This window comes from Nitrospirillum guaranorum (genome assembly GCF_034653275.1).
Lineage (GTDB): Bacteria > Pseudomonadota > Alphaproteobacteria > Azospirillales > Azospirillaceae > Nitrospirillum.
Genome location: NZ_JAYEES010000003.1, coordinates 1,833,648 through 1,846,270, shown reverse-complemented (window position 1 = coordinate 1,846,270; position 12,623 = coordinate 1,833,648). Strand labels below are relative to the sequence as shown.

At 68.5% G+C, this 12,623-nt stretch carries 11 protein-coding genes; 7 read left to right on the top strand and 4 right to left on the bottom strand.

Features of this window, described 5'->3' with window-relative positions; all coding sequences use genetic code 11:
* The first annotated feature begins 76 nt into the window (after positions 1-76).
* From UAJ10_RS17390 to UAJ10_RS17360, 7 genes are all read left to right on the top strand, one after another.
* Positions 77-1,093: a sugar kinase gene (locus UAJ10_RS17390; protein WP_322916475.1), complete on the top strand. Its 1,017-nt coding sequence runs from the start codon at positions 77-79 to the stop codon at positions 1,091-1,093.
* Between the two features lie 26 nt (positions 1,094-1,119).
* Positions 1,120-2,586, top strand: coding sequence for a mannitol dehydrogenase family protein (locus UAJ10_RS17385; protein WP_322916474.1), 1,467 nt, complete (start codon positions 1,120-1,122; stop codon positions 2,584-2,586).
* Positions 2,587-2,801: 215 nt separating this feature from the next.
* Positions 2,802-3,620, top strand: coding sequence for a 2-keto-4-pentenoate hydratase (locus tag UAJ10_RS17380; RefSeq protein WP_322916473.1), 819 nt, complete (start codon positions 2,802-2,804; stop codon positions 3,618-3,620).
* Positions 3,621-3,672: 52 nt separating this feature from the next.
* Positions 3,673-4,665 carry a TRAP transporter substrate-binding protein gene (locus UAJ10_RS17375; protein WP_322916472.1) on the top strand — a complete coding sequence of 331 codons (993 nt, stop codon included), beginning with the start codon at positions 3,673-3,675 and terminating at the stop codon, positions 4,663-4,665.
* A gap of 4 nt (positions 4,666-4,669) precedes the next feature.
* Positions 4,670-5,194: a TRAP transporter small permease gene (locus UAJ10_RS17370; protein ID WP_322916471.1), complete on the top strand. Its 525-nt coding sequence runs from the start codon at positions 4,670-4,672 to the stop codon at positions 5,192-5,194.
* Positions 5,195-5,199: 5 nt separating this feature from the next.
* Positions 5,200-6,480, top strand: coding sequence for a TRAP transporter large permease (locus UAJ10_RS17365; RefSeq protein ID WP_322916470.1), 1,281 nt, complete (start codon positions 5,200-5,202; stop codon positions 6,478-6,480).
* Positions 6,481-6,676: 196 nt separating this feature from the next.
* Complete coding sequence (locus UAJ10_RS17360) at positions 6,677-7,993, top strand: carbohydrate porin (protein ID WP_322916469.1); 1,317 nt, start codon at positions 6,677-6,679, stop codon at positions 7,991-7,993.
* A 37-nt stretch (positions 7,994-8,030) separates the two neighbouring features.
* On the opposite strand, the gene UAJ10_RS17355 is transcribed toward UAJ10_RS17360, so the two are convergent.
* The 4 genes from UAJ10_RS17355 to uxaC form a co-directional block, all read right to left on the bottom strand.
* Positions 8,031-9,332 (bottom strand): hypothetical protein, encoded by a 1,302-nt coding sequence (locus UAJ10_RS17355; protein WP_322916468.1) that lies wholly within the window; start codon positions 9,330-9,332, stop codon positions 8,031-8,033.
* Positions 9,333-9,470: 138 nt separating this feature from the next.
* Positions 9,471-10,247 carry a 2-dehydro-3-deoxy-D-gluconate 5-dehydrogenase KduD gene (kduD, locus tag UAJ10_RS17350; protein ID WP_322916467.1) on the bottom strand — a complete coding sequence of 259 codons (777 nt, stop codon included), beginning with the start codon at positions 10,245-10,247 and terminating at the stop codon, positions 9,471-9,473.
* A 14-nt stretch (positions 10,248-10,261) separates the two neighbouring features.
* Positions 10,262-11,107 (bottom strand): 5-dehydro-4-deoxy-D-glucuronate isomerase, encoded by an 846-nt coding sequence (gene kduI / locus UAJ10_RS17345; RefSeq protein ID WP_322916466.1) that lies wholly within the window; start codon positions 11,105-11,107, stop codon positions 10,262-10,264.
* 84 nt (positions 11,108-11,191) lie between these two features.
* Positions 11,192-12,610 carry a glucuronate isomerase gene (uxaC, locus tag UAJ10_RS17340; RefSeq protein ID WP_322916465.1) on the bottom strand — a complete coding sequence of 473 codons (1,419 nt, stop codon included), beginning with the start codon at positions 12,608-12,610 and terminating at the stop codon, positions 11,192-11,194.
* Positions 12,611-12,623: the final 13 nt, after the last annotated feature.

Genomic DNA, 12,623 nt, shown 5'->3' with positions numbered 1-12,623 from the left:
GAGAGGACGCGTGGGCCGGCCTTGATCGCCCCCGCGACAGCGACCAGGATGGATGAACGGAATGGGTGGGCCTGTGATGCGTGGTCACGTCGTGGTGTTCGGGGAACTGCTCCTGCGCCTGGCCGCCCCCGGTCATGAGCTGCTGCTGCAGAGCCCCAGCCTGACGGCCCTGTTCGGCGGGGCGGAGGCCAATGTCGGCGTCGGCTTGGCCCACCTGGGCCATACCGTCCGCGCTGTCAGCACCCTGCCCGACAATGCCATCGGCCGCGCCTGCGCCGGTGAGTTGCGCCGCCACGGCGTCGGCACGGATGGCATCCGCTACGCCGATGGCCGCATGGGCCTGTATTTCCTGTCCGCCGGCGCCGTGACCCGCCCGTCGGAGGTCATCTACGACCGCGCCCGCTCCGCCTTCGCTGAAACCGACCCCGCCGGTTACGACTGGCAGGCGCTGCTGGCCGGGGCCGACTGGCTGCACATCTGCGGCATCACCCCCGCCGTCAGCCCGCAAGCCGAGACGGCGGCCCGCGCCGCCTTGCAGGCCGCCCACGCCCTGGGCCTCAAGATTTCCTTCGACTGCAACTACCGGCAGAAGCTGTGGACGGCGCGCGGCGGCAACGCCCCGGCCATCCTGCGCGGCTTCATCGAGCAGTGCGACCTGCTGTTCGCCAATGAGCGTGACGCCGCCCTGCTGCTGGACCTGGACGTCGACAAGCTGGAGGAGGCGGCGCGCTTCCCGGCCGCGGCCCAGGCCCTGTTCGACGCCTGCCCGCGCCTGCAGACCATCGCCACCACGGTGCGCAGCCACCACGGCGTGGACCAGCAGGACTTCTACGGCAAGCTGGCCACCCGCCACAGCCTGCACCAGAGCCGCACCCACGCGCTGGCCGGCATCGTCGACCGCATCGGCAGCGGCGACGCCTATGCGGCGGGCCTGCTGCATGGCCTGATTCGGGGGTGGGAGCCCGACCAGGCCCTGTCCTTCGCCGTGGCCGCCGCCGCGCTGAAGCATTCCATTCCCGGCGACGCCCTGCCCCTGCCCGAGGCCGAAATCCTGGCGGCCCAGGACGCTGGCGGGCTGGACGTCCGCCGCTGACACCCGCCTTCCGGAGCCTGAGCCTGATGACCGCGCACCTGTCCCCCGATACCCTGCCGACCTTGCCCCAGACCGTGGCCCGGCCCGGCTATGACCGGTCGGTGTGCGGCATCGGCATCGTCCATTTCGGCCCGGGCGCCTTCCACCGCGCCCACCAGGCCGTCTACACGGATGACGCCCTGGCGCTGGACGGGGGCGACTGGACCATCAGCGCGGTGTCGCTGAAAAGCCCGGGCGTGCGCGACGCCCTGGTGCCGCAGGACGGCCTGTACACGCTGGTGACGCTGGACCGCGCCATCGGCCACCGGGTCATCGGATCCATCCGCGAAGTGCTGTGCGCGCCGGAAGCGCAGAGCCACGTGCTGGCCCGCCTGGCGGCGCCCGCCACCCGCATCGTCACCATCACCGTGACGGAGAAGGGCTATTGCCTGACGGCGGCGGGGGAGCTGGACACCAGCCATCCGGATATCGTCCATGACCTGGCCCACCCGGAAACGCCGGTCAGCGTCATCGGCTATGTCGTGGCCGGCTTGCGCCGCCGCCGCGCCGCCGGCCTGCCGCCCTACACCGTCATCAGCTGCGACAACATGACGGATAATGGCCGACGCTTGGGCCGCGCCACGGCGCAATACGCCACCGCCCTGGACGCCGACCTGGGCGCCTGGGTGCGGGAGTACGTCGCCTTCCCCAGCACCATGGTGGACAGCATCACCCCGGCCACCGACGACGCCCTGCGCCAGCGGGTGCTGGACGCGATCGGTGTGGCCGACGCCTGGCCCATCCAGCGCGAGGCCTTCACCCAATGGGTGATCGAGGACCGCTTCTGCAACGGCCGGCCGGCCTGGGACAAGGCGGGCGTGATCCTGACCACGGACGTCGGCGCCTTCGGCCGGGCCAAGCTGCGCCTGCTGAACGGCCCGCACTCCGCCCTCGCCTACCTGGGCGGCCTGGCGGGCGTGGAAACCGTGGCCGACGCCATGACCACGCCGGAACTGGCCGGCTTCCTGGAACGGCTGATGCTGCGGGACGTGCTGCCCACCGTGACGCCGCCGGCGGGCTATGACCTGGCCCAGTACGCGGGGCAGATCCTGGAGCGCTTCCGCAACCCCGCCATCCGCCATCTGCTGGCCCAGATCGCCTGGGACGGGTCGCAGAAGCTGCCCTACCGTCTGTTCGGCGTGATCGAGGAACGGTTGGCCCAGGGCCTGCCGATATACCGCCCCGCCCTGGTGGTCGCCGGTTGGATGCACTTCGTCCGCCGCCGCGCGGCGGAGCGGGCCGGCCTGACCGACCCGCTGGCCCCCACCCTGCTGGACATCGGCGGCCGCTGTGACGGCACCGCCGCCGACGTGGACCGCTTCCTGGCGCTGGAGGTGATGTTCGCGCCGACGCTGGCCACCGACACCCGTTTCCGCGCCGCGCTGATCGACGCCTACGCCCGCCTGGGCGATGGCGGGCGCGACGCGGTGCTGGCCGCCGTGGCGGCGCTGTAAGCCTGAAATCGCAGCCTGGGGCCGGGCGGACTTGTGCCGTCCGGCCTCAGAGTTGGCTTGTAAATGACACCGGTTTCCTTTAGACACGATGGACAAGAAATGACGGGATCCCAGGGAGGGTCGACCATGGCTCGGCGTGCCGTGCCTGCCGCTGCGGCAGCCATCGTCCGGAACAGGATTTGGCAGGATAAGAAGCACACGCGCGGGGTACGGCCATGACCGCCACCTATTCCCCCAGCGCCGCCGCCGCCGCCTTCGTCGCGGCCCGCCGGGCGGCACGTTTCCTGCCCGGCTATCCCGGCCCCACGCCCATAGACCTGGCCCAGGGCTATGCCGCGCAGGAGATGGCGATAGGCCTGTGGCCCGACCGCATCGCCGGCTGGAAGATCGGCCGCATTCCCCCCGATTGGGAGGAGACGCTGGGCGAGCCGCGCCTGGCCGGGCCCATCTTCGCCCACAACGTCTGGCTGGCCGAAAGCGGCGCCGTGACGCCCTTCCCCACCTTCGTCGGCGGCTTCGCCGCGGTGGAGGCCGAATACGTCTTCCGCCTGGGCGCCGACGCGCCGGCCGGCAAGGTGAGCTGGACGGAGGAGGAGGCGGTGGACCTGGTGGCGGCCCTGCACATCGGCATCGAGCCGGCGGGCAGCCCGCTTGCCACCATCAACGAGCTGGGCCCGCCCATCGTGGTGTCGGACTTCGGCAATAACGCCGGCCTGATCCTGGGGCCTGAGATCACCGGCTGGCGCGCGCGCGGCTGGGACAGCATGCGCTGCGAGACGATCATCGAGGGCATCCGCGTGGGCGTGGGCGGCGCGCCGTCCATCCCCGGAGGACCTCTGTCGGCCCTGCGCTTCCTGGCCAGCCATCTGGCGGCGCGCGGGCGCCCCTTGAAAAGCGGCGACCTGGTTTCCACCGGCGCCACCACCGGCATCCACGATATCGTGGCCGGCCAGACGGCCAAAGTGGACTTCGGCCCCGATGGCGTCCTGCTCTGCCGGGCGGTGCCGGCGACGCCCCTCGATGGGCCTCCCTGACGGCGCAACGCCGCCGCCAGGGTTACAAGCGATAAGCGAACGGGAGGATGGATTGATCAAGCGCCGACAACTGCTGGGGAGCATGGCCGCCGGCGCGGCCGCGGCGCTCGCCGGCAAGGCCCGGGCCGGCGCCCCGCCGCCCGGCACCTTCACCGCGTCCGACGTGCACGTCCAGGATTACCCCACCGTCCAGGCGATCCAGTGGATCGGGGCGCAATTGGCCAAGGAGACGGGCGGGCGTCTGTCCATGCGCGTCTATCATTCCGGCCAGATCGGGCGGGAGAACGACACCATAGACCTGACGCGCTATGGCGCGCTGGACTTCACCCGCGTGAACTTCGCGGCGCTCACCAACATCTTCCCCGTCTCCGGCGTGCTGACGCTGCCCTACGTGTTCGACGACGTGGCCCACATGCGCCGGGCGCTGGATGGCGCCGTGGGCAAGGATTTGCTGGCGGCCTTGAGCCAGCGCGGCCTGATGGCCGCCTGCTTCTACGACAGCGGCGCACGGTGCATCTACAACGGCCGCCGCCCGGTGCATGAGCCGGGTGACCTGCGCGGCATGAAGATCCGGGTCCCCCTGTCCGACATCTTCATGTCCATGGCCCAGGCCATGGGCGCCAACCCCACGCCGCTGTCCTTCGGCGAGGTCTTCACCGCCCTGCAGACCCACCTGATCGACGGGGCGGAGAACAACTGGCCCAGCCTGGATTCCACCCGCCAGTTCGAGGTGGCGCGCCACTGGGCGGAAACCCACCATTCCATGTCGCCCGAACTGCTGTTCATCTCCGAACGCAGCCTGCGCGCCCTCAGCCCGGCCGACCGCGACCTTGTGCTGGACCTGGCCGCCCGCTCCGTCCCCATGATGCGCGACCTGTGGGACCGGGACGAGGCCGCGGCCAAGGCCCGTTGCATCGCCAATGGCGTGCAGGTGACGGAGGTGGACAAGGATGCTTTCCGTCGTACCACCGAACCGGTGTTGAAGACCTACCTGGCCGACCCCGACCGCAACCGGTTCTATCGCCGCATCCGGCAGGAGGCCTGACCCCATGCACGCGACCCACGCGACCGCCGCCCCCGGCGGCCTGGCCGGTATGATCCTGACCGGCCTGTCCCACGCCGCCACCGTGCTGGCCGCCATCGGTATGGTGGGGATGAGCCTGGCCGAGGGCTGGCAGGTCTTCGCCCGCTATGTCCTGAACGACAGCCCCGGCTGGACCGAGCCCCTGACCCTGCTGTTCATGACCACCACCGCGCTGATGGGCGCCGCCGTGGCCGTACGGCGGGAAATGCACTTCCGCTTCATCGCCCTGGCCCAGGTGGCGCCGCCCCGGGTGCAGGCCATCCTGAACGCCTTTTCCCGCCTGGTGGTGCTGGCCATCGGCGCGGCGCTGGCCATCTGGGGCTGGGACCTGATGGCCGACAACTGGTCCATCGCCATGCCGGGCACGGAACTGCCGGAAGGCCTGAACTATCTGCCCCTGTCGCTGGGTGGCGCGCTGATCGCCCTGTTCGCGGCGGAACGGCTGGTGGTGCCGCTGCCCACCCCCGATCACATCGTTGTGGAGGATTGAGCGCCATGGATATCGCCGTCCTCTTCGGCGCCTTCGCCGTCCTGTTGCTGCTGGGCGTGCCGGTGGGCTTCTCCCTCGCCGCGGCGTCGGTCGCCGCCATCGTCACCCTGGGCCTGCCGCCCATGGTGCTGGTGCAGCAGATGACCTCGGGCATCAGTTCCACCGCCATGATCGCCATTCCGCTGTTCATCTTCGCCGGTGAGCTGATGATGCGCGGCGGCATCTCCGAACGCCTCATCGGCCTGGCCTCCGCCCTGGTGGGCCACCTGCGCGGGGGATTGGGCCAGGTGAACGTGCTGGCCTCCGCCTTCTTCGGCGGCGTCTCCGGCTCCGCCATCGCCGACGCCTCGGCCATCGGCGGCACCATGATCCCGCAGATGGTGGCGCGCGGCTTCGACCGCGACTACGCCGTCAACGTCACCATCACCTCCGCCCTGGTGGCGTTGATGGTGCCGCCCTCGCACAACATGATCCTCTATTCCGCGGCGGGCGGCGGCGGTATCTCCATCGCCGATCTGTTCGCCGCCGGCATCCTGCCCGCCGTGGTGATGGCCGCCGCCCTGATGGTCACGGCCTACCTCATCGCCCGCAAGCGCGGCTACGCCGTCGAGCCCTTCCCCGGCATGGCGGCGGTGGTGCGGCGCCTGATCTCCGCCAGCCCCGGCTTGGCTCTGGTGGTGCTGGTGTTCGGCGGCGTGCGCGCCGGCATCTTCACGGCGGTGGAGAGTGCCGCCATCGCCGTGGTCTACGCCGTCATCGTCACGGTCGCGGTCTACCGCCGCCTGGGTTGGGCCGACTTCAAGGAATGCTGCGCCGGGTCCGCCCACACCACCGGCATCATCCTGTTCATGATCGGCGCGGCCAGCGCCTTCGGCTGGCTGATGTCCTACCTGCAGGTGCCGGCGGCGGCGGTGGATGCGCTGAAGGCCATGGCCGGCACCAAGGTCATGGTGCTGCTGATCATGAACCTCATCCTGCTGGCGTTGAGCACCTTCATGGACATGGGCCCCAAGATCATCATCTGCACCCCCATCTTCCTGCCGGTGGCCAAGGCCTTCGGCATCGATCCGGTGCAGTTCGGCGTCATCATGATGCTGAACGGCGGCATCGGCCTGATCACCCCGCCCATCGGCTCCGTCCTGTTCGTGGGCAGCGCCATCGGCAAGGTGCCGGTGGGCCAGCTCATGCGCTCCATCTGGCCGTTTTACTTGGCGGCGGGCGTGGTGCTGATGCTCGTCTCCTACATCCCGTTCCTGTCGCTTTGGCTGCCCAATGCTATGAAATAACGTCACTAACGTTATGAAATAACAGAACAATCGGATAGCACTGCGACAAAACGCCCGACTTGCCCAAACCTTCGTATGGGCGCATACCGCCCGCCGAAACCGTATAACGACAGCGTTCCCCATCGCAAATCCGTAACGGAACTTTGCCAAAGGAACGCGGTTGTTGAATTCATGCTCCGGCGGGCGAGTTATTTAAATGAAAACGCTTCTCACCATCACGCCTATCCTTGCCTTGACCTGCGGCGCGGCGCTGGCCGCCGAGGCGGACATGCCGGAGGCGGAAAGCTGGAGCCTGCACGGCCAGTTCACGCTGGTGGAGCAGTACCACCCCAGCTTCAGCTCCCCCTACCGGGGCGCCAACAGCCTGGATCCGGGGGCGCGCGGCAATGAGACGATCGACGCGACGCTCTATGCCGGCGTGCGCCTGTGGCCGGGCATGGAATTCTACGCCAACCCGGAGATCGACCAGGGCTTCGGCCTCAGCAACACGCTGGGCGTGGCGGGCTTCCCCAGTGCCGAGGCTTACAAGGTGGGCGAGAGCGAGCCCTACATCCGCCTGGACCGCGCCTTCTTCCGCCAGACCTTCAATCTGGGGGGCGAGGTCCAGCCGCTGGAGGCCGCCGCCAACCAGCTGGGCGGCAGCCGCACGGCCGACAATATCGTCATCACCGCCGGCAAATTCTCCGTCACCGACATCTTCGACGCCAACACCTACGCCCATGATCCGCGCAAGGACTTCCTGAACTGGACCGTGGTGGACAGCGGCGCCTTCGACTATGCCGCCGACGCCTGGGGCTACAGCTACGGTGCGGCGGCGGAGTGGACGCAGAGCTGGTGGACTCTGCGCGCCGGCGTCTTCGACCTGTCGCGCAAGCCCAACGACAAGGCCCTGGTGCGCGGCTTCGGCCAGTACGAACTGGTGGTGGAGGCGGAGGAGCGGCATCAGCTGATGGGCCGGGACGGCAAGGTGAAGGTGCTGGTCTTCCAGAACCATGCCAACATGGGCAGCTACGGCGACGCCGTGCGGGCGGCCGCGCTGACCGGCGGTGTGCCCGATACGGGCGACGTACGCCGCTATGCGACCCGCGCCGGCTTCGCCATGAATGCCGAGCAGCAGATGGGCGACGACTGGGGCCTGTTCCTGCGCGCCAGCGCCAACGACGGCAGCAAAGAGGCCTATGAGTTCACCGACGTGAACAAGTCGCTGTCCGTCGGCGCGTCCCTCACCGGCGCCTCCTGGGGCCGGGACAAGGATACCGCCGGCCTGGCCGGCGTGGTGAATATGCTGAACGCCGACGCCCGCGATTACCTGGCGGCCGGCGGCCTGGGCATCCTGGTGGGCGACGGGCGCCTCAGCTACAGCAGCGAGCGCATCCTCGAGGCGTACTACAGCGCCGCTCTGTGGACCGGCATCAACCTGACGCTGGACTACCAGTTCGTGGCCAACCCCGCCTACAACCGCGACCGGGGCCCGGCCAACGTGCTGGGCCTCCGGTTCCATGCTGAGATCTGAGGGCGGGCATCTGAGGCTTAAGACTGCCCCGCCGGCCTCAGCGCTTGGTCAACACCATGGTCCAACCGGGGCTGGCCTCCGGAAAGGAAACCTGGGTCCCCGGCGGGGCATTGTCGAAGGCCTCGACCGCCTGGTGATAAGCGGCGAACGTGCCGCTGCGCGTCGGGTACAGCCAATCCGCCCACACCCCAACCATGAAGACGCACAGCAGGGCCCAGGCGGGAATGCGGAACTTACCCGGCGCCTTGCACGCCAAAATCAGACAGGCGATGAAAAAAATCAGGATGGGAATGACGAAGTAGCGGCCGCCATAGCCCGGTATGTCAAACAGGACCCATTGGTCGCCCAACGCCCCGGTGGCCGGACTGACCAGGCCGCAAGCGAGCAGGATAAGGCCGGCAAGGCAGAGTTTCCGGAAGCTCGACGGCCCCTTGGCCAGCGCCAGGATGATGGTGGACAAGCCCGCCAGCGCGATGCACCAGGCCATGAGAGGGTGATGCCAGAGCGCGTCCTGCTGAAGGACGTTGACGGTGGTGGTTCCCAACAGGCCGCTCAAGAACAGCTGGTCCGTCAAAATACGCGCCAGCCGCGTGGCGCTGGGCCCCAGCACCATGCTCTGCCGTTCCCCCGCCCCGACGGTGACCAGGCACAGGAACTGAACCAAGGCGGTCGACCCGACAATCGCCGCCTGAATGAAGGCGTGCCGCCGCTGCTCCGGCGCGCTGCCCAGCCACTGCCATAAGGCGACGGGGGCCAGGAACAGACAGAACGGCCCCGTCAGCCCGTTGATCAGCAACACGCCATACTGCAGCCCCCGCCAGCCCCGCCCCTCCGGCGCGGGCAGCACCAGCATCAGGAAGGACAGGAGCATCAGGTGCCACTGGGCGTTGGTCAGGTTCAAATGGATTTCATAGGAATTGGGAACGCCCAGGTAAAAGACCGCGAGCGCCCCCCGGGCCCAGAGGGATGGGATAAGGGGTGCCCCCCGCACCAGCAGCAAAACGGCGGGCGCCACCTGGGCGACGAACCCGCCGGCCATCATCCAGCCCGGTAGCCATCCCAGAGGCAGGGCCCGGGCGGCCAGGGCCATGGCATAAGGGAAAAGGTTCAGGTATCCGGCGCTGGTCGCAAGGAGGACCCTCAAGCCCTTGGCATAGGCGTTCTGAAACCAGATGACGCCGTCCTCCGCCCATAAGGTGGGGTGCAGCACCCAGTCCACGTCACGGCTGATCAGCAACGCGGAACAAAGAAGAACCGCCAGCATGGTACCCAGCACGGGGCGGGTGACATATCCGGTCACGCCGGGGCGGTGGCTCAACGGAAGGCGCGCATCAGTCACAGTGGGGGCTCATCTCACGGTATCGCCGTCGCGACCTGCAATCGGCGATATGTACCGCATCCACCAACGGCGGCGGTATCCTTTTGACAGGCCCCCGCGCAGGAAGGACGTGGCCGGTCCCGTGCTATTCCCGCCCCCTCACCGCCCGAGCCAGCCGCCATCGACGGCCAGTACGGTGCCGTGGACATAGTCCGCGGCGGATGAGGACAGGAACACCGCGGCGCCCCCCAGATCCTCCGGACGGCCCCAGCGGCCGGCGGGGATGCGGGCCAGGATGTCGCGGTTGCGCGTCTCGTCGTTGCGTAGCGCCTCGGTATTGTTGGTGGCGAAATAGCCAGGGGCGATGGCGTTGACGTTGATGCCCTTGGCCGCCCACTCGTTGGCCAACAGCTTGGTCAAACCCGCGATGCCGCTTTTGCTGGCGGTGTAGGACGCGACGCGGATGCCGCCCTGGAAGGACAGCATGGAGGCGATGTTGATGATCTTGCCGCCACCGCCTTTGCCCTGGGCGCCCTGCGCCACCATCTGGCGCGCCGCGGCTTGGGCCAGGAAGAAGGGCGTCTTCAGGTTGACGTTCATCACCAGGTCCCAATCGTCCTCGGAGAATTCCAGGGCGTCGGCCCGGCGGATGGTGCCGGCGTTGTTGACCAGGATGTCGATGCGGCCGAAGGCGGCGACGGCCTGGTCAACCACCTGCTGCACCACACCGACGCTGTCGAGATCGGCATGGACGAAGTGGAAGCGGGCGCCCACCTCGGTCACCGCCGTCTCGGTCTCCGTCGGCGTGCTGCGGCCGGCGGCCACGATGTCGGCGCCGGCCCGGGCCAGCGCCACGGCCAGCCCCTGCCCCAGGCCGGTGTTGGCGCCGGTGACCAGGGCCACGCGGCCCGTCAGATCGAACGGGTTGAAAGCCATGGGGTCGCCCTCCCTCAACGCAGCTGGCAGATGTCCAGCACCTTCATGTCGGTATAATCGAGGTTTTCCCCGCCCATGGCCCAGATGAAGGAATAGTTGGCGGTGCCGGAGCCCATGTGGATGGACCAGGGCGGCGAAACCACCGCCTCCTCGTTGGCGACCACGATGTGGCGGGCCAGCTCCGGCTCACCCATGAAGTGGAAGACGCGCTGGTCGTCCTTGATATCGAAGTAGAAATAAACCTCGGACCGGCGGTCGTGCAGGTGGGGTGGCATGGTGTTCCACACGCTGCCCGGCTTCAGCATGGTGAGGCCCAGCAGCAGCTGCGCCGACTGGCAGGTCTGCGGCACGATGTACTGGTAGATCGTGCGCTCGTTGCTGGTCTCCAGCGCCCCGCGCTCCAGCGGCACGGCTTGGTCGATGGAGATCTTCACCGTCTGGAAACGGGCGTGGGCCGGCGTGCTGGCCAGGTAGAACTTCGCGGGGTGGGCGGCGTCGGTCGAGGCGAACACCACCGTCGCCGTCCCCATGGGCACGTACAGGCCGTCGCGCGACGCCAGGTCGTAGATCGTGCCGTCCACCGTGACCGTGCCGGCGCCACCAACGTTGACGATGCCCAGTTCCCGGCGCTCCAGGAAGGGCTTGCCGGCGGCCGAGGCCGGTTCCGTCTGCACGGGCAGATCAAGGGGTGCGTTCACCGGCGCGGCGCCGCCGATGATGAAGCGTTCATTGTGAGAATAGTTCAGGCTGACCTCACCCGCCACGAACAGGTCGGTGATGAGGTAGCGGTCGCGCAGCTGCTGGTTACGGGCGCCATCCATCATGTCGGGATGGGTCGCCTGGTACACCTTCTTGAACATGGCCATTCTCCCCGTTTGTTTGTGGTTTCCCCGCTTGGGTCAGAGGCGCGGCGTGAACGGCGTCGCCCATGCCGCGCCCCATCGTCAGTCCAACTTGTAGGCGCGCTTGGGCAGGCGGTAGGCCAGGTCGACGGCCACCTCCGCCGCGTCGTCCTCGTCGAGGCGGTGTTCCGCCACCAGGCGCGCCAGGAAGGCGCAGTCCACCCGGCGGGCCACGTCGTGCCGGGCGGGGATGGACAGGAAGGCGCGGGTGTCGTCGTTGAAGCCCACGGTGTTGTAGAAGCCGGCCGTTTCCGTCGTCTGCTCGCGGAAGCGCATCATCCCTTCCGGGCTGTCGTGGAACCACCAGGCGGGGCCCAGCTTCAGCACCGGATAGTGGCCGGCCAGCGGCGCCAACTCGCGCGCATAGACCGTCTCGTCCAAGGTGAACAGGATGACGGACAGGCGGGGATCGTTGCCGTAGCGGTCCAGCAGCGGCTTCAGCGCGTGGACGTATTCGGTGCGCAGCGGGATGTCGGCGCCCTTGTCGCGCCCGTAGCGCTGGAAGATCTGGCGGTTGTGGTTGCGGAAGGAGCCGGGGTGGATCTGCATGACCAGACCATCCTCCAGGCTCATGCCCGCCATCTCGGTCAGCATCTGGGCACGGAACAGCTCGGCGTCCACGGCGGTGAAGGTGCCCTTCACCACGCGGGCGAACAAGGCCTCGGCATCGGCCGGCGACAGGTCGGCGGTGGCGGCGGTGACATGGCCATGGTCGCTGCTGGTGGCGCCCACGGCCTTGAAGTCGGCGCGGCGCTTCCGGTGGGCGTTGAGATAGCCCCACCAGCTGTACACATCCTCCCCGGTGATGGCGGCGAATTGCTCCATGGCCGGGCGGAAGTTCTCATGCTCCGGATCGATGACCGCGTCTGGGCGGTAGGCGGTGATGACCTTGCCCTTCCAGCCGCTGTCGCGGATGGCCTCATGGTGGGCCAGCGTGTCCACCGGGCTTTCCGTGGTGGCGATGACCTCGATGTTGAAGCGCTCGAACAGGGCGCGGGGGCGGAAGTCCTCCGTCGCCAGCTTGGCGGTGATGGTGTCGAAGTAAAGGTCGGAGGTTTCGGCGCTCAGCTTCACGTCCAGGCCGAAGACCTGGGTGAAAACGTGGTTCAGCCAGGTGGAGGACGGCGTGCCGCGGAACAGGTGGAAGTTGCCGGCCAGCAGGCGCCACGCCTCGCGCGGGTCCACGCCCGGAGCCGGCTGGCCGGACGCGGGAATGCCCAGCTGCTCCAAGGTCACACCCTGGCTGTAGAGCATGCGGTAAAGATAGTGGTCGGGCTGCAGCAGCAGGGCGGTGGCGTTGGGGAAGGCCTCGTTGCCGGCGAACCACGACGGGTCGGTGTGGCCATGCGGGCTGATGATGGGCAGGCCCTTCACCGCCGCGTAGAGGCGCCGCGCGATGGCGCGCACCGCGGGGTCGGCTGGGAACAGGCGATCGTCATGCAGGGTCAGGTGCTGGGCCATGCGGGCCTTCCTT